Origin of the sequence: Acidovorax temperans (genome assembly GCF_006716905.1) — a bacterium.
GTDB classification, from domain to species: domain Bacteria; phylum Pseudomonadota; class Gammaproteobacteria; order Burkholderiales; family Burkholderiaceae_C; genus Acidovorax; species Acidovorax temperans.
Map to the genome: position 1 here is coordinate 508011 of NZ_VFPV01000003.1, position 23935 is coordinate 531945.

General features: G+C 64.2%; 20 protein-coding genes and 2 pseudogenes. 8 read left to right on the forward strand and 14 right to left on the reverse strand.

Annotated elements, in window-relative coordinates; genetic code table 11:
• Positions 1 to 94 precede the first annotated feature (94 nt).
• Positions 95 to 1330, reverse strand: a complete 1236-nt coding sequence (locus tag BDD18_RS17310; RefSeq protein ID WP_142084682.1) for a PA0069 family radical SAM protein — start codon at positions 1328 to 1330, stop codon at positions 95 to 97.
• A gap of 55 nt (positions 1331 to 1385) precedes the next feature.
• Between BDD18_RS17310 and BDD18_RS17315 the strand changes: the two genes are divergently transcribed.
• Positions 1386 to 2387, forward strand: a complete 1002-nt coding sequence (locus tag BDD18_RS17315) for an IS1595-like element ISCsp2 family transposase (RefSeq protein WP_142084685.1) — start codon at positions 1386 to 1388, stop codon at positions 2385 to 2387.
• Between the two features lie 245 nt (positions 2388 to 2632).
• The gene (rnk, locus tag BDD18_RS17320) at positions 2633 to 3046 is read left to right on the forward strand and encodes a nucleoside diphosphate kinase regulator (protein WP_044403006.1); all 414 of its coding nucleotides are present in this window, start codon (positions 2633 to 2635) and stop codon (positions 3044 to 3046) included.
• Positions 3047 to 3094: 48 nt separating this feature from the next.
• Here rnk and BDD18_RS17325 read toward each other — a convergent pair.
• A pseudogene (locus BDD18_RS17325) lies at positions 3095 to 4027 on the reverse strand (acyltransferase family protein); the annotation flags it as partial.
• A 102-nt stretch (positions 4028 to 4129) separates the two neighbouring features.
• Here BDD18_RS17325 and tnpA point away from each other — a divergent pair.
• Positions 4130 to 4561 carry an IS200/IS605 family transposase gene (gene tnpA / locus BDD18_RS17330; protein WP_026437438.1) on the forward strand — a complete coding sequence of 144 codons (432 nt, stop codon included), beginning with the start codon at positions 4130 to 4132 and terminating at the stop codon, positions 4559 to 4561.
• Positions 4562 to 4658: 97 nt separating this feature from the next.
• On the opposite strand, the pseudogene BDD18_RS17335 reads toward tnpA, so the two are convergent.
• From BDD18_RS17335 to BDD18_RS17370, 8 genes and pseudogenes are all read right to left on the reverse strand, one after another.
• Positions 4659 to 4877 (reverse strand): annotated as a pseudogene (locus tag BDD18_RS17335) (acyltransferase family protein); the annotation flags it as partial.
• Positions 4878 to 5131: 254 nt separating this feature from the next.
• The gene (locus BDD18_RS17340) at positions 5132 to 6085 is read right to left on the reverse strand and encodes an NAD(P)H-dependent flavin oxidoreductase (protein WP_044403012.1); all 954 of its coding nucleotides are present in this window, start codon (positions 6083 to 6085) and stop codon (positions 5132 to 5134) included.
• A gap of 143 nt (positions 6086 to 6228) precedes the next feature.
• The gene (locus tag BDD18_RS17345; protein WP_142084692.1) at positions 6229 to 8019 is read right to left on the reverse strand and encodes an acyl-CoA dehydrogenase; all 1791 of its coding nucleotides are present in this window, start codon (positions 8017 to 8019) and stop codon (positions 6229 to 6231) included.
• A 75-nt stretch (positions 8020 to 8094) separates the two neighbouring features.
• Entirely contained in the window at positions 8095 to 9027 is a 933-nt protein-coding gene (locus BDD18_RS17350; protein WP_142084695.1) for an electron transfer flavoprotein subunit alpha/FixB family protein, read from the reverse strand.
• The gene (locus BDD18_RS17355; protein WP_142084697.1) at positions 9028 to 9777 is read right to left on the reverse strand and encodes an electron transfer flavoprotein subunit beta/FixA family protein; all 750 of its coding nucleotides are present in this window, start codon (positions 9775 to 9777) and stop codon (positions 9028 to 9030) included. It lies immediately after the preceding gene.
• Between the two features lie 199 nt (positions 9778 to 9976).
• Positions 9977 to 11323: a mechanosensitive ion channel family protein gene (locus BDD18_RS17360; RefSeq protein WP_420837332.1), complete on the reverse strand. Its 1347-nt coding sequence runs from the start codon at positions 11321 to 11323 to the stop codon at positions 9977 to 9979.
• Positions 11323 to 12114: an enoyl-CoA hydratase gene (locus BDD18_RS17365; RefSeq protein WP_142084699.1), complete on the reverse strand. Its 792-nt coding sequence runs from the start codon at positions 12112 to 12114 to the stop codon at positions 11323 to 11325. The genes BDD18_RS17360 and BDD18_RS17365 overlap by 1 nt, the downstream gene beginning before the upstream one ends.
• Positions 12115 to 12201: 87 nt before the next feature.
• Positions 12202 to 13107, reverse strand: a complete 906-nt coding sequence (locus BDD18_RS17370) for a histone deacetylase family protein (protein WP_066690081.1) — start codon at positions 13105 to 13107, stop codon at positions 12202 to 12204.
• A gap of 101 nt (positions 13108 to 13208) precedes the next feature.
• Between BDD18_RS17370 and BDD18_RS17375 the strand changes: the two genes are divergently transcribed.
• The 4 genes from BDD18_RS17375 to mltB all read left to right on the forward strand — a co-directional run bounded on the left by BDD18_RS17375 (position 13209) and on the right by mltB (position 18523).
• Positions 13209 to 14129 carry an AAA family ATPase gene (locus tag BDD18_RS17375; RefSeq protein ID WP_142084702.1) on the forward strand — a complete coding sequence of 307 codons (921 nt, stop codon included), beginning with the start codon at positions 13209 to 13211 and terminating at the stop codon, positions 14127 to 14129.
• Positions 14129 to 15169, forward strand: a complete 1041-nt coding sequence (locus tag BDD18_RS17380) for a DUF58 domain-containing protein (protein WP_142084704.1) — start codon at positions 14129 to 14131, stop codon at positions 15167 to 15169. The genes BDD18_RS17375 and BDD18_RS17380 overlap by 1 nt, the downstream gene beginning before the upstream one ends.
• Positions 15170 to 15316: 147 nt before the next feature.
• Positions 15317 to 17422 carry a transglutaminase TgpA family protein gene (locus BDD18_RS17385; protein WP_142084706.1) on the forward strand — a complete coding sequence of 702 codons (2106 nt, stop codon included), beginning with the start codon at positions 15317 to 15319 and terminating at the stop codon, positions 17420 to 17422.
• A gap of 9 nt (positions 17423 to 17431) precedes the next feature.
• A complete protein-coding gene (gene mltB, locus BDD18_RS17390; RefSeq protein ID WP_142084709.1) occupies positions 17432 to 18523 on the forward strand; it encodes a lytic murein transglycosylase B in 1092 nt (363 codons plus the stop codon).
• 45 nt (positions 18524 to 18568) lie between these two features.
• Here mltB and BDD18_RS17395 read toward each other — a convergent pair whose 3' ends face one another.
• Positions 18569 to 19915, reverse strand: a complete 1347-nt coding sequence (locus BDD18_RS17395; protein WP_142084711.1) for a branched-chain amino acid ABC transporter substrate-binding protein — start codon at positions 19913 to 19915, stop codon at positions 18569 to 18571.
• Positions 19916 to 20007: 92 nt separating this feature from the next.
• On the opposite strand from BDD18_RS17395, the gene BDD18_RS17400 reads away from it, so the two are divergent.
• Positions 20008 to 20403: an Hsp20/alpha crystallin family protein gene (locus BDD18_RS17400; protein ID WP_066694537.1), complete on the forward strand. Its 396-nt coding sequence runs from the start codon at positions 20008 to 20010 to the stop codon at positions 20401 to 20403.
• Between the two features lie 101 nt (positions 20404 to 20504).
• On the opposite strand, the gene BDD18_RS17405 is transcribed toward BDD18_RS17400, so the two are convergent.
• Genes BDD18_RS17405 through BDD18_RS17415 form a run of 3 tightly spaced genes read right to left on the reverse strand, consistent with a single transcriptional unit; the run spans position 20505 to position 23859 of the window.
• Positions 20505 to 21713: an ABC transporter permease gene (locus tag BDD18_RS17405; protein WP_142084713.1), complete on the reverse strand. Its 1209-nt coding sequence runs from the start codon at positions 21711 to 21713 to the stop codon at positions 20505 to 20507.
• The gene (locus tag BDD18_RS17410; protein WP_142084715.1) at positions 21713 to 22507 is read right to left on the reverse strand and encodes an ABC transporter ATP-binding protein; all 795 of its coding nucleotides are present in this window, start codon (positions 22505 to 22507) and stop codon (positions 21713 to 21715) included. Before BDD18_RS17410 ends, BDD18_RS17405 begins: the two co-directional genes overlap by 1 nt.
• Positions 22504 to 23859 (reverse strand): efflux RND transporter periplasmic adaptor subunit, encoded by a 1356-nt coding sequence (locus BDD18_RS17415; RefSeq protein WP_142084717.1) that lies wholly within the window; start codon positions 23857 to 23859, stop codon positions 22504 to 22506. Before BDD18_RS17415 ends, BDD18_RS17410 begins: the two co-directional genes overlap by 4 nt.
• Positions 23860 to 23935 lie beyond the last annotated feature (76 nt).

The following is a 23935-nucleotide window of genomic DNA, read 5'->3' on the forward strand; positions in this document are numbered from 1 at the left end:
AGCGCTTTACCCATGAGCGCTAGAGCCGATTTTCATTAAAAACCTATGGGGCGCCTGCTGCACACCACAGGCAAAAGCAGCAACAGCCCCGGCGTCAAAACAAGCTGCTTTGCCCACGCAGCAGGCCGGGGCGAAACTGGGTCAGGTCCAGCCCCTCGCGCTCGCGGTTCAGCCCCAGGCGGCGACAGGCGGCCGCGAAGCGCTGGCGCAGCAAGTCTGCCCACAGCCCACTGCCTTTCATGCGGGTGACAAAGTCACTGTCGTAGGTTTTGCCAGCGCCGCGCTGCGCATCGCTCAAGTCATGCAAATCCTGCACGCGGGCCATGACGCGCGCTGCGCGCTGCGGGTAATGCACAGACAGCCATTCACGGAACAGCGAATCCAGCTCCCACGGCAGGCGCAGCACGGTGTAGAAGGCCGAACGCGCGCCCGCCTCGTGGGCAGCTTCGAGCACCTGCTCCATGTCTTCGGTGATGAACGGTATTTGCGGCGCCACGCTCACGCCCACGGGCACGCCCGCGTCAGCCAGCGCGCGAATTGTGCGCAAGCGCCGGTGGGGCGCGGCGGCGCGCGGCTCCATGCGGCGGGCCAGTACCGGGTCGAGCGTGGTGATGGTGACGTACACCGCCGCCAGGCGCTGCGCGGCCAGAGGGGCCAGAAGATCCAGGTCGCGCTCCACGCCGCTGGATTTGGTGATGAGCGAAAACGGGTGGCGCGCCTGCTGCATCACCTCGATCAGACTGCGGGTGAGCTTCAGCTCGCGCTCCACAGGCTGGTAGCAATCGGTGGCTGAGCCAATGTTCACCAGCCTGGGCACGTAGCGCGGCTGGGCCAGCTCGCTGCGCAGCACCTCGGCAATGTTGTGCTTGGCCACAATCTGCGTTTCAAAATCCAGCCCCGGCGAAAAGTTGAGGTAGCTGTGCGTGGGACGGGCATAGCAGTAAATGCACCCGTGCTCACAGCCACGGTAGGGGTTCACCGAAAGCTCAAAAAAGATATCGGGCGAATCGTTGGCACACAGGGCGCTGCGCGCTGTCTCCAGATGCACGCGGGTGGCGGGGGCAATCAACCCGCTGCTGTGCCACCCATGCGCCTCGCCGTCCTGGGCCGCCTCGGCATATTCCGCGCGGCGCTCTGCCACCACAGACCCGGGCATGTGCAATGTGCCGGTGTACCCCCACCCATCGTCAGCCACTTCGCGCACATCAGGGCTGAACCGGTGCGCCATGCTGGACGCCGCACCCCGCCCCCGCAGGGCCTGCAGCGGAATGCGCACCTCTGCCGGGGGCGCCGGGAGGTCGTCGGGGAAGGTGTCATCGGCATGGCTCATAACTGTATGAATATAAGGGGTATCTATTTAGCTCCAGTGACGTGAGAATAGCTGGATGGAAACCCAGATGCTAACGCCAACTCCTGGACGGGACTACCCCCGCACCTGGAACGAATTTCTTGACTGGTTTGCCACCGAAGAGGCTTGCCAGGCGTTCCTGGAGAAGCTTCGGTGGCCCCAAGGCTTCGTCTGCCCGCGTTGCGGCAACGCTGGCGATGTGTACCGCGCCAGCCGCACCCGCCTGATGTGCCGCTCATGCCAGTACCAAGGCACAGTGACATCTGGAACCATCTTTGACAAGACGCGCACACCGCTGCGTGTCTGGCTGGCTGCAGCTTGGTACCTGACCAATCAGAAACAAGGCGTGAGCGCCCTGGGGCTGCAGCGCGTATTGGGTTTGGGGAGCTACCAGACCGCCTGGACCATGCTGCACCGGTTTCGACGTGCCATGGTCCGCCCGGGCCGGGACAAGCTCAAGGGGCTTGTGGAGGTGGATGAAACGTACCTGTCCATCACGGATCGCAAGAATCCCGCCACCCCTGCAGGGCGCAAGAGCAGCACCACCAAAGTGTTGATGGTCATGGCGGTGGAGATCGTGGAGCCCAAGGGGTTTGGGCGCATCCGGTTACGCCGCATTGACCGAGACGCCGCCACCCACGTAATCCCCTTTGTGCAGGAGGTGGTCGAGCCTGGAGCCCAGGTACGCACGGATGGTTCGGCGGCATACCGCGCTCTGGGAGAACTGGGTTACACCCACCAGCGCACCGTCATGCTCGGCTCAGGCGTACCTGCCCATGTCTCCATGGCGGGAGTGCACCGGGTCGCCTCACTGGTACAGCGCTGGGTGCTGGGAACACATCATGGCTCTGTACAGCCAGACCACCTGGACGCCTATCTCGATGAATTCGTGTTCCGTTTCAACCGGCGCACATCCAGCTCACGCGGGATGCTGTTTTACCGCTTGCTGCAGCAAGCGGTGGTTACGCCGCCAGTGACGTATGGGGATGTCGTGAGCAAGAACACCGGGGATAGGCAATCGGATACTATTGCTGGATGAAATCACAGTATCAACGGGGCTGCTGGAGCTAAATAGATACCCCTTATGAATATACAGTTTTTTGAGCAAATTGGCTGTAACAGCCCGCGCAACTCTGGCCGCACTGCCCGCCATGGCACGCCAAGCCATCGCGCAACAGGCACCGTCGGTGACGCTGCAGCGCCTCTGCCAATGCCCGCACACCCCAGTGCGAGATTGCCCGGTGGGCTACAGTCCCGCCCTTTCAATCAACGCAAGGTACTGCCATGGCGCGCAAGCCCCAAATCGTTCTCTCTTCTCTGGATGTTGACCGTATCGAAGCCCTGATTGCTGCGATGCCCGCGAGTGTCTTTCCGGGCAAGGTGGAGTTGCAGGCCGAGCTGGACCGGGCAGACGTGGTGGCGCCCGAGGAGATTCCGCCCAACGTGGTCACCATGAACTCCACAGTGAAGTTCCTGATCGTCGAGACGGGCAAGGAGTTTTGCCTGACGCTGGTCTACCCACGCGACATGGACGGCAGCGCCGACAAGATTTCCATCCTGGCCCCCGTGGGCAGTGCGCTGCTGGGCCTGGCGGTGGGCGACGAGCTGGCCTGGCCTGGCCCTGGCGGCAAGGCCATGACGGTGCAGGTCAAGGAAATCGTGTACCAGCCCGAAAGCTCGGGCGAGTTGCACCGCTGAGCGCGGGCATGGGGCGGCGGCGCAAGCCCCTACCGTGCGCCCCCGCGTTCAAGCCCAGTTGCTGCCCAGTTGTACCAGCACCCCGGCCGCCACCAGGCTGGCCTGCCAGCGCAGCAATGTGGGCAGTGACGGCGTGTGCCGCTCCACCCGACGGTAGAGCCACTGACCAGCCACCAACGACAGCGCAAACGCCGCCACCATGCCCAGCGCGTTGACGCCGGGCGAAGTGGGCCACAGGCTGCTGACCACCGCGTTGACCAGCAGGCACACCGCGAAGTGGATGAGAAACACCGAGTACGACATTTGCCCCAGTCGCACCAGCGGGGCCACGCCCTGCCACTGGCGTACCGCAGGGGTGCGCATGGCCCACACCAACAGCAAGGCCGTTGCAAGCGCCAGCGCAATGCGCCCCCGGAAGTCCAGCACCAGGGCCACAGCGCCCAGCACGGCCATGGCCACAACCCAGCCCGCAGCGCGCGGCGCACGGCTGGCCCAGAAGGCCATCATGCCCAGGCCGTAGGCGCCAAAGAAATACACCGCCCACACATCCCACTGGGCGTCGCGGTTGAAGCCCCAGAGCGAGGCCGCCACCCCGGCCACCACTGCCCCCTGGCCCACCCATGCGGCGCGTTGGCGAGGCAGCCCCTGCGGCAGCGCACGCACCGCCGCGAATGCCAGGACGCTGAGGGTGAAGAGCTGAAAGTCGATGGCCACGTACCACACGCCTGCCGACAGCGATTCGTGGTCTGCCACGCTGTGCAGCAGCAGCGCGTGGGTGATCAGTTGGGCGACATCTGGGTCTCCGGGCACTGAGGGGTGATCGAACCAGGGCCGTACCAAGGCACTGACCAGCACCGTGACCAGCAACGCCACCACGTAGGGCACCACCAGCCGCACAAACCGCTTGCCCACCTGCTGCCCTGCCGAGTCAAAGCGCGCCACGCCTTCCGGAGCCAGACTAGCTACCAAAAGGAGGCCCCCCGGCTCTGCCGGGGAGGCAGTAGAAGTTTGACTTTTCAGGAGGTTGTCCACCGTAGAGACTTTCAATCGTGAGCCGCCAAGCAAACGAAAGGAAGAAACACGATGGACAAGTATGAAAGTTTGAGTCACACGGCCTGGGATTGCAAATATCACGTGGTCTTCATCCCCAAGTGTCGAAGGCGAACGCTGTACAAGCAGCTACGCGAACACCTGGGTGAGGTATTCAGAAAGTTGGCCGCGCAAAAGGAATGCAGGGTTGAAGAGGGGCATCTGATGCCCGATCACGTGCACATGATGCTGTCGATCCCACCGAAGTACTCGGTGTCGCAGGTGGTGGGCTTTATCAAAGGCAAGAGCGCAATCCACCTTGCGCGGGTGTACGGAGAGCGAAAGCGCAACTTCGTGGGTCAGCACTTCTGGGCGCGAGGGTACTTCGTCTCGACGGTGGGACGCGACGAAGCGGTGATACGGGAGTACATCCGAAACCAGGAGAAGGAAGACGAGAGGTTGGACCAACTCGGTCTATGGAGGTGAGTAGCCACCGATAGGTGGCCCCAAGAATGAGGGGCCGCGTTAGCGACCCCTTACAGCCGCTTTGAGCGGCTCACATCCCGAATGCCCCCGGCTTTGCCGGGGGATGGTTACCTGCGGCGAGATAGCCGCCCAGCACCAGGAAGATCTGCACCGCCATGCGCGCGTAGTCGTACAGCCAGGCCATGAGGTCAGGCGCCAGCGGCTGCGCGATGTCGGACATGGGGCCATAGAACGCCAGGTGGTGCGCGACGATGGCTGCACAAGCCAAACCCTTGGCGGTGTCCAGAAGTGGCAGGCGAGAGGAAACTTGAGACATGCAGACAGCGAAATTGCCGGCGCTCGCCAGCCATAGCAGTGGGCTTGGGCGATAGGAGGGCGTTGAGGTAAAGCCCTCTATTGTCCACCCGGCGGGTAAAACAGACCAAATTGCTCAAACAGCGCCATCCAGCACGCCTTGGCGATCAACGCGGCGTGGAGCGCGCTCGCAGGGAGGCCGCACAGCCACAGCCAACGCGGCACAACAAAAAGCGGGCCCGAGGCCCGCTTTGGCTGGTTGGAACGCGCGAAGGCTTACAGCTTGAGGCGTGCGCGGGCCTCTTCGTATTCGCGGCGCAATTTGCCCACCAGTTCGGCGGTGCTGGTCACGGCGTTGATGGCACCGATGCCCTGGCCGCAGCCCCAGATGTCTTTCCAGGCCTTCTTGGCGTCGCCGCCAAAGTTCATCTTGCTGGGGTCAGACTCGGGCAGGTTGTCAGGGTCCAGGCCCGCAGCGCGGATCGACGGCGCCAGGTAGTTGCCGTGTACACCTGTGAAGAGGTTGCTGTAGACGATGTCGTCCGAATTGCTGTCCACAATGGCCTGCTTGTAGGCGTCCTGCGCGCGCGCCTCGTGCGTGGCGATGAAGGCCGAGCCGATGTACGCAAAGTCTGCCCCCATGGCCTGCGCCGCCAGGATGGCACCGCCCGAGGCGATGGAGCCCGACAGCGCCAGCGGGCCGTCGAACCACTGGCGGATTTCCTGAATCAAGGCAAACGGGCTCTTGGTGCCCGCGTGGCCACCTGCACCTGCGGCCACAGCGATCAGGCCGTCTGCGCCCTTTTCAATCGCCTTGTGGGCAAACTTGTTGTTGATGATGTCGTGCAGCACCACGCCACCCCAGCTGTGCACCGCCTGGTTCACATCTTCGCGCGCGCCCAAGGACGTGATGACGATCGGCACTTTGTACTTGGCGCACACCTGCATGTCGTGCTCCAGGCGGTCGTTGCTCTTGTGCACGATCTGGTTGATGGCAAAGGGCGCGGCGGGCTTGTCGGGGTTGGCCTTGTTGTAGGCCGCCAGGGTTTCGGTGATTTCGGCCAGCCATTCGTCCAGCAGCTCGGCGGGGCGGGCATTGAGTGCAGGCATGGAGCCCACCACACCCGCCTTGCACTGCTCAATGACCAGCTTGGGGTTGCTGATGATGAACAGCGGCGAGCCGATCACAGGCAATGACATGTTTTGCAACACGGGAGGCAATTTGGACATGGGCAACGACTTCCAGAAACAGGTTTTGATCAAAACAGCCCTCTAGCGCTTATTCAGCAAGCGCCAGCAGCTATTATTTTTATAGCAAAGGCCTGCACCCTGCACAGGCCTTGTCACACTCCCTAGCGGGTAGGCGCCCGCTGTCAGAAGGCTTCCAGCGCCAGCTCGGTCACGCTGGCTGCGCCTTCCACAATGCTGTCGCGCAGGCCAGGGGCCTTCACCAGAATGTGGTCAGCGTAGAACTGGGCCGTGGTGATTTTTGCGCGCATGAAGGCTTCGTCCTGTCCCTTTTGCAACAGGTCCTGCGCCACCAGCAGGCTGCGCGCCAGTTGCCAGCCCGCCACCACATTGCCCGCCAGCATCAGGTAGGGCACGCTGCCAGCAAACACAGCGTTGGGCTGGGCCTTGGTGCCACCGGCCACGAAGTCGATCACATCGAGCAGCGCCTTGCGCGCCGCCGTGAGGCGTTTGGCCACGGCCAGCGCGGCAGGGGTGCCGCTGGCCAGCAGATCGGCCTCGGTCTTCTCGATCTGCGCAGCAATGCCCTTGGCCACCTGGCCGCCGTCACGCGCCGTCTTGCGGCCCACGAGGTCGTTGGCCTGGATGGCGGTGGTGCCTTCGTAGATGGTCAGGATCTTGGCGTCGCGGTAGTACTGGGCCGCGCCAGTTTCTTCAATGAAACCCATGCCGCCGTGCACCTGCACGCCCAGGCTGGTCACCTCCAGGCTGGTCTCGGTGCTGTAGCCCTTGACCAGCGGCACCATGAATTCATAGAACGCCTGGTTCTGCTTGCGCGTGTCGGCATCGGGGTGGTGGTGCGCGGCGTCAAACGCGGCCGCCGCCACGGTGGCCATGGCGCGGCAACCCTCAACGGTGGCGCGCATCGTCATCAGCATGCGCTTCACATCGGGGTGGTGAATGATGGGCGCGCTGGCGGCAATGCTGCCGTCCACGGGGCGGCTTTGCACACGGTCTTTGGCGTACTGCACGGCCTTTTGATAGGCGCGCTCAGAGATCGCAATGCCCTGCATGCCCACCGCATAGCGCGCGGCGTTCATCATGATGAACATGTATTCAAGGCCACGGTTTTCTTCGCCCACCAGGTAGCCCACCGCACCGCCGTGGTCACCAAACTGCAGCACCGCAGTAGGCGATGCCTTGATGCCCAGCTTGTGCTCGATGCTCACGCAGTGTGCGTCGTTGCGGGCACCCAGCGTGCCGTCCTTGTTGACCAGGAACTTGGGCACCACAAACAGGCTGATGCCCTTCACACCCTCAGGCGCGCCCTGCACACGGGCCAGCACCAGGTGAATGATGTTCTCGGCCATGTCGTGCTCACCGTAGGTGATGAAGATCTTGGTGCCGAAGATTTTGTAGGTGCCATCGGGCTGAGGTTCAGCGCGCGTGCGCACCAGGGCCAGATCCGAGCCCGCCTGGGGTTCGGTCAGGTTCATGGTGCCGGTCCACTCGCCGGTCACCAGCTTTTCAAGGTAAGTGGCCTTGAGCTCATCGCTACCGGCCGTGAGCAACGCCTCAATCGCGCCATCGGTCAGCAATGGGCACAGCGCGAAGCTCATGTTGGCGCTGTTGGTCATCTCGATGCAGGCAGCGCCGATGGTCTTGGGCAGGCCCTGGCCGCCAAAGTCGGCTGGGTGCTGCAGGCCTTGCCAGCCGCCCTCGGCGTACTGGCGGAAGGCCTCCTTGAAGCCGGGGGTGGTGGTGACCACGCCGTCTTTCCAGCTCGAGGGGTTCTTGTCGCCTTCCCAGTTGAGCGGAGCCAGCACGCCTTCATTGAACTTGGCGCACTCTTCCAGCACGGCGGCGGCGGTGTCCAGGCCTGCGTCTTCAAAGCCGGGGATCTGGGCGATCTGTTCAATGTTGGCCAGGTGCTCGATGGCGAACAACATGTCCTTGACGGGTGCGGTGTAACTCATGGATGTCTCCGAGAAAGCGATATTTCGTCAAAAAAAAGGCATCGCGAGCGATGCCTTTGTACGCAGTTGGCGTTCTTACAGCGCCTTGACCAATTCCGGCACAGCCGTGAACAAGTCCGCCTCCAGCCCGTAGTCAGCCACGCTGAAGATCGGCGCTTCCGGATCCTTGTTGATCGCCACGATCACCTTGCTGTCCTTCATGCCAGCCAAGTGCTGGATGGCACCCGAGATACCAGCAGCGATGTACAGCTGCGGCGCCACGATCTTGCCGGTCTGACCCACTTGCAAGTCGTTGGGGGCGTAACCTGCGTCCACCGCAGCGCGGCTGGCGCCAATGGCTGCGCCGAGCTTGTCGGCCAGCGGGGTGATGACTTCGTTGAACTTCTCGCTGCTGCCCAGAGCCCGGCCACCGGAGACGATGATCTTGGCGGCGGTGAGCTCAGGACGGTCGCTCTTGGCGATTTCGCTGCCCACGAAGCTGCTCTTGCCGTTGTCGGCTGTGGCGGCGGCGGTTTCGACGGCGGCAGAGCCACCGGTGGCGGCGGCGGCGTCAAAGCCGGTGGTGCGCACGGTGATGACTTTGACACTGTCGCTGCTTTGCACGGTGGCAATGGCGTTGCCTGCGTAGATGGGGCGCTCGAAGGTGTCGGCGCTCACGACCTTGGTGATGTCACTGATCTGGGCGACGTCGAGCTTGGCGGCCACGCGGGGGGCGACGTTCTTGCCGCCTGCGGTGGCGGGGAAGAGGATGTGGCTGTAGTTGCTGGCGATGGCGAGAACTTGGGCGGCCAAGTTCTCGGCCAGGCCGTGTTCCAGGCCTGCTGCGTCGGCGTGGATGACTTTGGCGACACCGGCGATCTGGGCAGCGGCTTGTGCGGCGGCACCGGCGTTGTGGCCGGCGACGAGGATGTGCACGTCGCCGCCGCAAGCTGCAGCGGCAGTGACGGTGTTGAGGGTTGCGCCTTTGATGCTGGCGTTGTCGTGTTCAGCAATAACGAGTACCGACATTTAGATCACCTTCGCTTCGTTCTTGAGTTTTTCAACGAGTGCAGCTACGTCAGCCACCTTGATGCCTGCGCCGCGCTTGGCGGGTTCGGTCACCTTCAGGGTCTTCAGGCGCGGAGCCACGTCCACGCCGAGGTCTTCTGGCTTGACGGTGTCCAGCTGCTTTTTCTTGGCCTTCATGATGTTGGGCAAGGTGACGTAGCGGGGTTCGTTCAGGCGCAGGTCGGTGGTGATGACGGCAGGCAGGGAAAGCTGCAGGGTTTCGAGGCCGCCGTCCACTTCACGGGTGACGCTGACTTTGTCAGCAGCCAGTTCAACCTTGCTGGCGAAGGTGGCCTGGGGCAGGTCTGCCAATGCGGCGAGCATTTGGCCGGTCTGGTTGGCGTCGTCGTCGATGGCTTGTTTGCCCAGGATGATGAGCTGGGGTTGTTCTTTGTCGACCAGGGCTTTGAGGAGCTTGGCCACGGCCAGGGGCTGCAGTTCGGCGTCGGTTTCCACGAGGATGGCGCGGTCGGCTCCGATGGCCATGGCGGTGCGCAGGGTTTCCTGGCATTGGGCCACGCCGCACGAGACTGCGATGACTTCGGTCACCAGGCCTTTTTCTTTCAGGCGCACGGCCTCTTCAACGGCGATTTCGTCAAAGGGGTTCATGCTCATCTTCACGTTGGCGATGTCCACACCCGTGTTGTCCGACTTCACGCGGACCTTCACGTTGTAGTCCACCACGCGCTTGACAGGGACCAAAACCTTCATTGCTGCGGCTCCTAGAGAGTTGGTTGAATTGACGTTTACGTAAACCGGAACATTCTATGTCGCACTGCAGCGAACCTGTCAAAAAGTACGCACCAATGCTGCAAATCTCAAAAACGAACGACCGTGCTTTTTCTGGATTATAGGCCAGCAAACCGGCCACACCGCAAAAGTTTTCGGCACCCTGCGCGCGGCGGGGTCATTACCCCCGTTCGCCCGACATGGCAACGCCCGCCAAATCCGCAACGGAGGGGCCCGCCGCAGGCAGGCTGCCCTCCACTTGCACATGCATGACCCGCTGCGGAAATGGAATGTCGATCTTGTGCGCCCGCAGCGCCGCCAAAATGGCGCGGTTGATGTCTGAGCGCAGACCCAAAGTGCCGTTTTCGGGGTCCGCAATCCAGAAGCCGACCGTGAACTCCAGACCATCCGCACCAAAGGCCGACAGCGCCGCCGAGGGAGCAGGATCGCGCAGCACGCGGCTGCTGGCCAGGGCAGACTCGGTGAGCAGACGGATCACCAAGTCCACATCACTGTCGTAAGCCACACTCACCACCGTGGAAAGCCACACCCGTGGGTCGGCCAGCGACAGGTTTTCCACGCGCTGGGTGATCATCATTTCATTGGGCACGATCGATTCGCTTCCGGCAGAAGAACGCACCACCGTGTACCGCGCGTTGATGTTGGTGATGCGGCCCTCAAAGTTATCCACCCGCACGTTGTCGCCAATGCGCATGCTGCGCTCGGTCAAGATCACAAAGCCGCTGACATAGTTGGCGGCCAGCTTCTGCAAGCCCAGACCAATCCCCACCCCCACCGCACCGCCCAGCACCGACAAGGCCGTGAGGTCGATGCCCACGGCAGACATCGAGATGATGAGGCCGAAGAACACCATCAGGGCCCGCAGCGCATTGCTGATGGCCTTGCGCAGCGACAACTCGGCGCCGGTGGCCGAGCGCAGCAGCCGCGACTCAATCGCAGCGGACACCCACAGGGTGAGCAGCAGCACCGCGCCCGCCGTCAAAGCCCCCTCCACCATGGTGCGCAGGCTCAGGGTGACGTTGCCCACCTTCCAGTGGATCTGCTCCATCTCGCCCAGCACCCGCGGCAGCAGGCCCGTAACCCAGAGCACCATAGCCATCCATGCCAGCCAGGAAATCGAGCGCTCGATCGGCTTGACCCAGGCCGACTGGGGAAAGGCCACCTGCAGCACTTTGGCGCCGATGCGGATGACCACGAGCGAGACCAGCACCGGAATCGCCACCTTGAACACGGCCAGCGGCACCCACTTGATCAACAGGGTACGCGCCACATAGCCAGACGCCAGCAACACGATGGGGAACAAGGCACCGTCTATCACCCGGTGGCCAAACAGGATGGAACGGTTCCCTTCATGGTGAAACCCACGTCGCAGCCCTGCCACCACCACCCAGGCCAGCCCCACACACACCAGCAGGCTGGCCAATTCAATCAACACCGTAGGGGACGCAAAGGCCCCCAGCCACTGGCCTACGTCATCCAGCAGAAAGTCGCCTGTATCCATCGCCATCAGCGCTTCCAATCCGGTGTGCGTTTTTCAGCGAATGCACGGGCGCCCTCCTGGGCGGCAGCGTCCATCATGTTGCAGGCCATGGTTTGGCCTGCCAGCTGGTAGGCGGCTTCCAGCCCCAGTTCGCGCTGCTGGTACACGAGGGCCTTGCCCATGGCCACTGCGGTGCGGGGCTTTTCCAGGATGGAATGAACAAGCTTTTCCACCTCGGCATCCAGCGCGTCGGCAGCCACCACCCGGTTGACCAAGCCCTGTGCCAAAGCGGTGCGTGCGTCAATGAAATCACCGGTGAGCAGCATTTCCATAGCGCGCTTGGCCGGCACGTTGCGCACCAGCGGCACACTGGGCGTGGCGCAAAACAGACCGTAGTGGATGCCACTGGTGGCGAAGCTGGCCTCTTCGGCCGCCACTGCGAGGTCGCACTGGGCCACCAGCTGGCAGCCTGCTGCCGTCGCCATGCCATGCACGCGCGCGATGACGGGCACGGGCAGCTTGTGGATGGCCAACATCATGCGGCTGCACTGTGCAAACAGCTTTTGGTAGTAAGCCAGATCGGGGTTGGCTGCCATGTCCTTGAGGTTATGCCCCGCACAAAAGGCCTTGCCAGAGCCAGCCAGCACCACCACGCGCGCAGTGTCGTCCCGCGCCACATGATCCAGCGCCTGCTGCAACGCCGAGAGCATCTCACCGCCCAAGGCGTTGAAGCGGGTAGGGTCGTTCAGAGTCAGGGTGACCACGCCGCGCGCATCACGGGTGACCTGGAGTACATCGTTCGAAGTCGTTGTTGTCATGTTTTGCTTTCATCGGCCAAGCCGCAGCAGTAGGGCGAGCACCGCAAGGCGACCCGGGGCGCAATGCCTGTTACCCCAGGGAATACGTCACAAATCAGCCAGCACGCGCAGGTGCGCTTCCACGCTGCGGGCCAGCGGGCCCATGACATAGCCCCCCTCCAGGCAAGAAACAATGCGCCCTTTGGAATAGCGGCGGGCAATGTCCTTGATGCGCTGGGTGATCCAGGTGTAGTCCTGCTCGGTCAACCCGAGCTGGCCCATGTCGTCCTCGCGGTGCGCGTCAAAGCCCGCACTCACGAAAATCATCTCGGGCTTGAACGCCTCCAACCTCGGAATCCACATCATCTCGATGATTTCGCGGATGTCCATGCCACGGGTGTACGCCGCCACGGGCACATTGACCATGTTGGGCGCCGGATCGACGTCGCCGCTGTAAGGGTAGAAAGGGTGCTGGAAGATACTGACCATGAGGGCGCGCGAGTCGCCCGCAAGGATGTCCTCGGTGCCATTACCGTGGTGCACATCAAAGTCCACCACCGCCACGCGGTGCAGGTTGTAGCGCTGCAGCGCGTATTTGGCAGCCACCGCCACGTTATTGAAAAAGCAAAAACCCATCGCCTTGCTGCGGGTGGCATGGTGGCCCGGGGGGCGCACCGCGCAAAAGGCGTTTTCCAGCTCGCCGGCCATCACGGCATCGGTGGCGGCCAGGGCGGCGCCCGCAGCGCGCAAGGCGGCCTTCCAGGTGTGGGCGTTGATGGAGGTGTCGGTGTCGAGCTGCGCGTAATTGGGGCCGCCCGCCATCAGTTCTTCATTCAGCCGATCCGACATGCCCCGCAGCGCAGCCACGTACATCCGGTCGTGAGCCAGTTCAATGTCGGCCAGGGCGGCTTCGGGGGCTTCAAAACGCTCCAGCGCATCCCCCACTCCGGTGACCAGCAAGCGGTCTTCAATGGCATCCAGCCGCTCCGGGCATTCCGGGTGGCCAGGGCCCATTTCGTGTTTCCAACAATCCCTGTGCGTGAAATAGCCCGTCTTGCTCACAGTCTTGTCCCCGTGTCTCGATTGATTCAGAGTTTTTCGGATAACGTTGTGCCATGGATGCACAGCACAAAATCAACTCGCTTCTGGATCAGCTTAACACGGTGATCGTGGGGAAAAAGGCCCAGGTACAAGACTGCGTCGCTTGCCTATTGGCCGGGGGGCATTTGCTCATCGAGGACGTTCCGGGGGTGGGCAAGACCACGCTGGCCCATGCGCTGTCGCGCACCTTTGGCCTGCAGTTCTCGCGCGTGCAATTCACGGCCGACCTGATGCCCAGCGACCTCACCGGCGTGTCTGTCTATGAGCGCGGCAAGGAATCCTTCGTGTTCCATCCCGGCCCCGTGTTCGCGCAGGTGCTGCTGGCCGATGAAATCAACCGCGCCAGCCCCAAAACGCAAAGCGCATTGCTGGAGGCCATGGAGGAAAAGCAGGTGTCGGTGGAAGGCGCCACCCGCCCCCTGCCCCACCCGTTTTTTGTGATTGCCACCCAAAACCCGCAAGACCAGCTGGGCACCTTTGCGCTGCCTGAATCGCAACTGGATCGTTTTTTAATGCGCATCTCCATCGGCTACCCCGACCGGGCTGCCGAGCGCCTGCTGCTGGCAGGCTCCGACCGCCGCGACATGGTGGACACCCTGCCCGCCTTGCTCACACCGCACGAACTGGCCGAACTGCAACGCCAGGTGCTGGCGGTGCACACGTCAGACGCCCTGCTGAACTACGTGCAGGACCTGGTGGATGCCACCCGCTCGGGCAAGTGGTTTTTGCAAGGTCTATCGCCCCGCGCAGGCATTGCGCTCATGCGTGCGGCCAAGGCGCAGGCGCTGATCAGCGGGCGCGACTACGTGGCACCCGATGACGTGCAAGCGGTGCTGCCCCAAACCATTGCCCACCGGCTGGTACCCGTGGGTGACGCCGGGCGTGGCGCCGTGGAGCAGGTGCGCGCCATGGTGGATGCGGTTGCGCTTGCGTGATGGCCTCCACTGCCCCTCCCCCCTCCGCCCCGGGCTGGCTGGCAAGCTGGTCACCCGCCGCCGCACTGCGGCGGCGCATTCGCGCATGGTGGCAGGGGCGCCTCAAACGTACCGACACGCTGGAGCTGACACAGCGCAACGTCTACATCCTGCCCACCGGCCCGGGATGGATGCTGGCGGTGACGCTGGTGGTGCTGCTCATTGCCTCCATCAACTTCCAGCTCAACCTGGGCTACCTGTTCACCTTCATGCTGGCGGGCAGCGCCGTGATTGGCATGCACATCAGCCACGCTACGCTGCGCGGGCTGACCCTGCATTTGAAGCAGCCCCAACCGCAATTCATGGGCAGCAGCGCGGCGCTGGAGGTGCAACTCACCAGCCAGCGCTCCACCCCACGGTATGGCATTGGCATCGCCGTGCACAGTGGCGATGACCCATCGTCCCCCGCAGACCACCACTGGGCCTGGACGGACGTTCCCGCACAAGGGCAAGCCGTGGTGCACGTTGCCTTTCAACCCCAACGGCGAGGCCTGCATCCCGTGCCTACCCTGACGGCCGAGACGCGCTTTCCGCTGGGCACCTTCCGCGTCTGGACCTACTGGCGGCCGGCCGCCCAGCTGCTGGTGTATCCGGCCCCCGAATCCACCCCGCCGCCATTGCCAGCGGGAGAGCCCCGCGCCACGGGCAAGGGCCACGCCACCAGCCAAGGCATCGGTGAGTTTGACGGCGTGCGAGCCTACCGCCGTGGGGATCCTCTCAAGCTCGTGGTCTGGAAAAAAGCCGCCAAATCCCTGGGCAGCGGAGCTGACGATCTGGTCAGCCGCGACGCGCAACAAAGCCACCGGCAGGAACTGTGGCTGGACGTGGCCCATGCCCAGTTGCCCGACCTGGAAGCCCGCATCTCACGCGTCACCGCTTGGGTGTTGCAAGCCGACCGGCTGGGCCTGGACTACGGCCTGCGTGTGCCCGGGCGAGAAATCCCGCCAGCCAACGGTGCAGCCCACCGCGTGCAATGCCTGGAAGCGTTGGCGCTGTGCTGAACGGTATTCGCCGTGTCCCGCCGGTCATTGGTTGGAGTAAAGCATGAAAACTGCCTCTAACGCCCTCTGCAAAAGCGCAAGCAGCTCATCTTTTTATAGCGCCATACCGCCTGCCTCCATTGGGCCTGCCATTTGCGAGGTGACCGAATGAGCAGCCTTTCCAGCATCAAGAGCGGCGCCTCGCTGCGCCAAACCCTGGCCCAATTACCACGCGACGCGCGCGACACGCTGTTTTTGCTGGTGGTGATTGCCTGGGTGATCGCCCCGCAAGTCCCCACCCTGCCGGTGTGGACCACACTGCTCGCGGCGGGGGTGCTGGTGTGGCGCGGGTGGCTGGCCTGGCACAGCCGTCCCCTGCCCAGCCGCTGGATCAGTTCCGGCCTGCTGGCCCCTCTGGCGGTGGCGGGCACCGTTTTTTCGCACGGCACGTTTGTTGGCCGCGAAGCAGGGGTAACGCTGGTGATTGCCCTCTTGGCCCTGAAAACCCTGGAATTGCGGGCCCGTCGCGATGCGCTGGTCATCTTCTTCCTGGGCTTCTTCACCATGATCAGCAGCTTTTTCAACTCGCAGTCGCTGCTGACCGCTGCGGCCATGCTGCTCGCACTGCTGGGCATGCTCACGGCGCTGGTCAACGCCCACATGCCAGTGGGCCGCCCACCCTTGGTGCAAGCGTTTCGCACCGCGTTCACCATGGCGCTGCTGGGGGCGCCCATCATGGCGGCGCTGTTCGTGTTCTTCCCGCGCATGGCGCCGCTGTGGGGTATTCCCGGAGATCAGATGGTGGGCCGCACGGGGCTGTCAGGGTCCATGCAAGTGGGAACGATTGCCGAACTTGCGCTCAGCGATGCCATAGCCTTTCGCATCAAGTTCGACGACCCGGCGCAAGCGACTCCACCCGCGTCTTCCCTTTACTTTCGCGGGCCCGTGCTATCCGGCTTTGATGGGCGTGAATGGCGGGCCGAGCCGTTTCGTGAAGACAGCAGTTGGGCGGCACGTGCCGCCCTGCCTGCCAACCTGAAGGTGCAAGGCCCTGCGCTGCGCTATGAAGTGACACTGGAGCCACACAAGCGCCCCTGGCTCATGGTGCTGGAATCCACCCCCCAGGCCCCGGAGCTGCCCGGCAACCCCACCTACATGACGCAGGATTTGCAGTGGATGACCACACGACCGGTCACCGATGTGGTGCGCTACCGGGCTGAAAGCTACCCGGAATTCCGCCACGGCCCCACGGCATCCGTGCGACAACTGCGTGAGTTCACAGCCCTGCCGCCAGGCTTCAACCCGCGCACGCTGGCACTGGCAGCGCAAATGCGTGCCGACCCCGCCTTGGCGGGCGACGACACAGCCGCCCTGATCGAAGCCGCCATGGCGCGCTTGCGCACCGGCGGCTATACCTACACGCTGGAGCCTGGGGTGTACGGCGAGCACACGGCCGATGAGTTCTGGTTTGACCGTAAAGAAGGTTTTTGCGAACACATTGCCTCCGCTTTCGTGGTGCTGATGCGGGCCATGGATGTACCTGCGCGGATCGTCACCGGCTACCAGGGCGGTGGGCAAAACTCGCTGGACGGCTACTGGACGGTGCGCCAAAGCGATGCCCATGCCTGGGCAGAGGTGTGGATCGCCGAGCGCGGCTGGGTGCGGGTGGACCCCACGGGCGCGGTAGCTCCTGGCCGCGTGGGTGCTTTTGAGCGTCTGCCCATTCCCCAGGGGGCGATTGCGTCGGCCGTGGGCAACGTCATCGGCGCGAACGCACTTCAGCAAATGCGTGCGGTATGGGAGGCCGTGAACAACCGCTGGAACCAGTGGGTGCTCAACTACAGCCAGAACAGCCAGATGGACTTGTTGAAGAAACTGGGGTTTGAATCGCCCAGCTGGCAAGACCTGACCACGATCCTCGGATCGCTGCTGGGTGTGGCTGCCCTGGGTGGCGCCACGTGGACCTGGTGGGAACGCCGCCAGCATGACCCCTGGCTGCGCCTGCTGGGGCGCACGCGCAAACGGCTGGAAGCGGCCGGGTTGCCACTGCCCGATCATCTGCCCCCCCGCGCCATCGCGCAGCGCGTACAGGCCCATTGGGGCACGGCCAGTGGCGCGGCGGCACCGAGCACACAAGCCCAGGTGCAGCGCATCCACGACTGGCTGCTGCGGCTGGAGCAGGTACGCTATGCCCCGCAACCTGCCCAGCAGCTGGGCACGCTGCGGCGCGAATTCAACACCCTTTCTTGGCCCCAACCCACCCCAGGCCAGTGACCTGACTGCATGTTCAAAACTGTTTTTCTTGCTACTGCTTTGATAGCTGCTTGCGCAATACCTGCAAGCGCTAAGCCCCAAAAACCCTCACAAAACGCGAGCCGCAGCAACGCCGTGCAGGGCAGCACCCCCTATGCCCAGCGCGACGATGCCATGCAGTTTGCCGACGACCTGGCAGAGCGCCGGGGGCTGGACCGCGAATGGGTGCGCCAAGCGGTGGGCCAGGCGCGTTTTCTGGGCTCGGTGCCCAAGCTCATGCTGCCGCCCGCCAAAGGCACGGCCAAGAACTGGCGTGTGTACCGCAGCCGCTTCATCGATCCCATCCGTATCCGCGCAGGCGTGCGGTTTTGGCAGGAACACCGCGAGGCCCTGGCTCGCGCCGAGCAGGAATACGGTGTGCCCGCCGAGATCATCGTCGGCATCATCGGGGTAGAGACCATCTACGGCCAGCAGATGGGCAACTTCCGCGTGATGGACGCGCTCGCCACCCTGGCGTTTGACTTCCCGGCAGCCCACCCGCGCGCCAAAGAGCGCACCGAATTCTTCCGCCGCGAGCTGGAGCAGTGGCTGAGCCTGTCCAACCGCACCAACATCGATCCGTTCGAGGTGCGCGGCAGCTACGCGGGCGCAATGGGGCTGGGGCAGTTCATGCCTTCCAGCTGGGCCCGGTTTGCCGTGGACTTTGATGGCGACAGCCGCATCGATTTGTTCAGGAGCCCCACGGACGCCATCGGCTCCGTGGCCAACTACTTCAAGGGCCATGGCTGGACCACCGGCATGCCCACGCATTACAGCGTGCAATTCGACCCCGCCACGGTGAAGATGGACGAATTGCTGGCCCCCGACATCCTGCCCACCTTCAGCGCCACCAGCATGCAGGCCAAGGGCGCTTTGCTGGATGCGGCCGGCGCCCAACACGCTGGCCCGCTGGCCCTGGTGGAACTGGAAAACGGTGGCGATACGCCCACCTACGTGGCGGGCACCGAAAACTTCTACGCCATCACGCGCTACAACTGGTCCAGCTACTACGCCATGGCGGTGATCGAGCTGGGGCGCGAAGTGGCCGCCGCACGCAACGCGACTTTGGCCTCCAGCCGCTGACACGCCACGAAGGCGGAGCCCGGCGGCTGCCGGGATCCACCGCTATCAAGGCCGCTGCATGTTGCAGCTGTGCGGCTGCTGCGCCTTGGCCGCAGGAATCTGCCGCACCACGCGAAAGCCATAGCCCGAGCCTTCCACGTCAAACTTGACACCGGGCGCGCCCTTCTTGTCCATCACGCCCACGGCCAGGGCTTGCTGGAACTGGTGATCGGCAGCACGCATGGTGCCGCCCTGCCCCGCCAGTTGCACGCTGGCCTTTTCCATTTGCCGCGCCACGGCCACCACATCGGTGGAGCCGGCCCGCTCCATCGACTGGGCCAGGGCCTCGATCATGAGCTGCATGCGCATGTGCACATAGTCGTCCTGCGGCTTGGGAAAGCGTTCGCGGAAAGACTGGTAGAACGCCTCGCTCTGCGCACCCGGCACATTGGGCAGCCAGTCGGCCACGGCCACCACCTTGCCAATGCCCGCATCACCCATGGCGGCGGGCGCGCCCAGGGCGTTGCCATAGAAGGTGTAGAAGCTGCCTTCGTAGCCCACCTCGCGGGCGGCTTTCACCAGCAGGGTCAGGTCATTGCCCCAGTTGCCGGTGACCACCGCCTGCGCGCCGCTGCTCTTGATCTTGACGGCGTAAGGCGCAAAGTCTTTGACGCGGCCCACCGGGTGCAGCTCGTCGCCCACCACCGCCACGTCGGGGCGCTGCGCGGCCAACTGCTTCTTGGCTTCGCGCAGCACAGCCTGGCCAAAGCTGTAGTCCTGGCCAATCAGGTACACGCTCTTGAGGGCTTTGTCCTCACGCATCACCTCCATCAACGCGGCCATGCGCATGTCGGCGTGGGCATCAAAGCGGAAGTGCCAGAAGCTGCACTTTTCGTTGGTGAGGATCGGGTCCACCGCCGAGTAGTTCAGGAACAGCACGCGTTTGCCGGGTACACGCTCGTTGTGCTTGTTGATGGCCTCGATCAGCACCGCAGCCGTGGCCGACGAATTGCCCTGCAAGATGACTTGCGCGCCGTCATCAATTGCTGCGCGCAGGGCCGACAAGGCTTCTTCGTTCTGGCCCTTGCTGTCGTAGCGTTCCAGCACCAGCGGGCGCTTGCCACCAGCTGCAGCGGGCAAGGCCACACCACCGCGCGCATTCACACGTTCCATGGCCCAGTACACGTTGCGAAACACCGCCTCGCCTGTGTTGGCAAAGGTGCCTGAAAGGCTTTCGATCAAAGCCACCTTGATGGGTTTGCCCGCAGGGGCGGCAGCGGCAGGCGCTGCGGTCTGGGCCCAGCCCGACGCCACGGGCGCCAAGCCCATCACTGCTGCGCCGGCGACGGCACAAACAGCCCGAAATAGTGCTGCACGGCGCCATTTCAAGCCCGTGGTCTGCAATTTATTCATACTCATTTTTCCCTTGAAATCCTGCGGCGGCGCACACACCTCCTGTGCATGCGGCGACCACGTCGAGAGCCGCGCAGTGTATAGGAGTCTCCATGTTCTTCACCCCCGTCATCCGCCGCGCCGCTTACACCCACGCACCCCGCTCTGCCGACCTGGCTTTGCAACGTTTTTTGATGGGCACGCTGGGGGCCACGGCTGGTGGTTCTGGCCAGCCAGCGGGCTACACCGTTACCCAGGATGACAAGCACACCACGCTGCAACTGGATGTGCCCGGTCTGTCACGCGAGCAACTGAACATCACCATCGAAGGCAATGTGGTCAAAGTGCAAAGCGTGGAAGGCGCGCCCCGCAGCGTTCAGCGCGCCTGGGAACTGGCGCAGGACATTGACACCGCCGCCAGCACTGCCAAGCTTGAAAACGGTGTTCTCACACTGACCCTGGCCCGCGTGGAGCCCGCCAGCAAAGCCACCTCGCTGACCATCCACTGAACCACGGCACGCGCCGTCAAAAAAGGCCGCTTTCGCCACGATCGAAAGCGGCCTTTTTGCGTTCTGCCCCGCACCAGCCGAGGGCGGCCACAACCTCCAGGCTATTCGTGGCGCAAGGCGTCGATGGGGTCCATGTGCGCTGCACGGCGCGCCGGGAAGTAACCAAACACCACGCCGATGCCTGCTGAAAACACAAACGACAGCAGGTTGACCGCAGGATTGAACAGGTAGGGCACACCCATCACCTGCGCCAGGCCCAGCGATGCCACGGTGGCCAGCACAATGCCCACCAGGCCGCCCAGCGCAGCCAGCACCACCGCCTCAATCAGAAACTGCAGCAGTACCTCGCGCTCCAGCGCGCCAATGGCCAGGCGCAGACCGATTTCGCGGGTGCGCTCCGTCACGCTCACCAGCATGATGTTCATGATGCCAATGCCACCCACCAGCAGGCTCACGGCGGCCACCGCGCCCAGCAGCGTGGTCATCACCTTGGTGGTGCCCGCGAAGGTGTCGGCCAACTGCTTGGTGTCGAGCACGTTGAAGTTGTCCTCATCGGTGTCGGCCAGCTTGCGCAATTCGCGCAGCAACTGGGTCAGGGCACTTTTCACACGCACCGGGTCGCTGCCGTCCTGCATGGACACCAGCAGCGTGTTCACGCGGGTGTTGCCCGTCACGCGTCGCTGCAGGGTTTTGAGGGGGATCAGCACCGTGTCGTCCTGGTCATTGCCAAACGCACCCTGGCCCTTGGAGCCGAGCACGCCCACCACCTCGCACGAGAAGGCTTTCACGCGAAGCTGTTCGCCCACCGGGTCGCGGCCGCCATACAGCTCGCGGCGAATGGTCTCGCCGATCAGGCACACCGCGGCCCCGGCGCGCAGTTCGGGGTCCGTGAACGTGCGACCTCCGGCCTGAACCGTCCAGTTGCCCGTCTGCAGCCAGGCATTGGTGCTGCCGATCACGCTGGTCGTCCAGTTGCGCCCGCCTGCCACCACCGTGGCGCCTGCACGCGCTTCTGGCGCCACCGCCAGAATGCCGCCGATCTGCTGCGCAATCGCGTCGGCATCAGTGTCCTTGAATGACGGCGCACCCGTGCCGCCACCCGGCCCCATGCGCTGGCCAGGCCGCACTTGCAGCAGGTTGGTGCCCAGGCTGGAGATTTGCGTCTGCACAGCCAAGGTGGCGCCGTTGCCCAGCGTCACCATGGTGATCACCGCGCTCACCCCGATCACGATGCCCAGGATGGTGAGGAACGAGCGCATCAGGTTGCGCCGGATGGAGCGCAACGCCAGCAAGATGGTGTTGAACAGCATCACGCGACTCCCTGGCTGGCGTGAGCAGCCACCACCGGGGCGGGCTTGCCACGCAGCCCGACCGGGTGAGGGTTGAGGGTGTCCGAATCCACCACGCCATCGACAAACCGCACCATCCGGCGCGCGTATTCGGCCATATCGGGCTCGTGCGTCACCATCAGCACGGTGATGCCCTGCTCGGCATTGAGCCGCCACAGCAGTTCCATGATTTCGTGGCTGCGTTGGGTGTCGAGGTTGCCGGTAGGCTCATCGGCCAGAAGCACCACGGGCTCGGTCACGATGGCCCGGGCAATCGCTACGCGCTGCTGTTGCCCGCCCGAGAGTTCGGCCGGGGTGTGATGCTCCCAGCCTTTGAGGCCCACCGCATCCAGCGCGCGCGCGGCAGCGGCCTTGCGCGTGGCCGCAGATTCACCCCGGTACAGCAGCGGCAACTCCACATTCTCTTGCGCCGAAGTGCGCGCCAGCAGGTTGAAGCCTTGGAACACAAAGCCGAAATAGCGGCGGCGCAGCAATGCCCGCTCGTCGCGCGAGAGGGCCTCGACATGCACGCCCTTGAACAGGTATTCGCCGGTGGTGGGTCGGTCCAGGCAACCCAGCGTGTTCATCGCGGTGGATTTGCCCGACCCGCTGGGGCCCATGATGGCCACGAAATCGCCTTGCGCAATGCGCAAGTCCACCCCTTTGAGGGCCTGGAAGGCCAGCGCCCCTTCGCCATACACCTTGGTCACGCCGCGCAACTCGATGATGGGCGCCTCGGCGGGCGGGCGCCCTGGTTCTGCCTGCGGGGCGGTCATGGTGCCGCCTTGCCCATGCGCTGGTCGGTGATCACCTGCGCGCCGGGCTCCAGGCCCTCGGCGCTCACCTCGGTCATGCGGCCATCGCTAATGCCCACCTTCACGCTCACGGGCTGGGGCACACCGTCCTGGAGCAGCCAGATCTGGCGCGTCTGCCCGGCGCCAGGCCCCCCGCCCCTGGCGGGTTTGCGGCTGGCATTGGCACTGCGTGGCGGGCCGGGCATGAGCTGCGAGACGATGCCACGGTTCGCACTGGCAGGCTTGCCTGCCGCCTCGGCGCCCGCCTGGGCGGGGGTGAAGCGCAAGGCGGTGTTGGGCACCAGCAGCACGTCGTTGCGCTCGGTGGAGGTGATGGTGGCCGCTGCCGTCATGCCGGGGCGCAGGCTCAGGTCGCTGTTGTCCACGTCCAGCCAGGTGATGTAGGTGACGACGTTGTCAGTTTTGGTGGAGCCAAACGACACGCGCGTGACCTCGGCCGGGTAGCGGCGCGAGGGGTAGGCGCTGACGGTGAAGCTGGCCTTTTGCCCCACGGTGAGCGAGCCCACATCGGCTTCGTCCACACTCACGTCCAGCCGCAGGCGCGTCAGGTCTTCCACCACGGTGAACAGCGTCACCGCTTGCAGCGATGCGGCCACGGCGTTGCCGGGCTCGACACTGCGGGTGAGCACCACACCGTTGATGGGCGAACGGATCGATGCCTTCGAGAGATTGGTTTCGTCGGTAGAGAGGGCCGCGCGGGCGTCATCCACCGATGCACGGGCACTGGCCTCGTCGGCCTTGGCGCGGTCCAGCGTGGCCTGGCCGGCATCCAGTTCGGTGGCAGACGGCACCTTGCCGCCCGACAGGCGCGCCACTTCCTGCAAGCGCGCCAGGCCCGCGGTGGCCTCTTTGGTGGTGGCCACGGCCTGCGCCAGCCGGGCCTGGGCGGCAGCCAGCGATGCACGCGAGCGCAGCACCTGTGCCTCGAGCTTGGCGGTGTCCAGCTCCACCAGCACCTGGCCCTTCTTGACCTTGTCGTTCACATCGACCAGCACGTTGCGCACGGTGCCCGAAAGCTCGCTGCCAATCGTCACCGACCGGGTGGGCTGCAAGGTGCCGTTGGCCGCCACGCTGAGTGTGAGGTTGCCGCGGCGCACTTCATCCGTCACATAGCTGGGGGCGGCGTTGGCCGCCTTGCTGCTTTGCCAGGCATACACGCCCCCCGCAGCCACCAGCAAGGCAGCCACGCCAATCCACAGCGTGGTGCGCTGCCACCAGCGGCGCCGAGGCGCGGCCCCCAGCAACCCGGCCAGGCCTGCAGCCTGCGCCGATGCAGCCTTGGGAGATTTCACAGAAGTGTCAGGATGGTTCATGGATCAAGAATCAAAACAACAAGATAAAGAGCCCGTGGCCTGCGCCAGACTGCGCCCGCAAGGGCGCCAAGAGCGC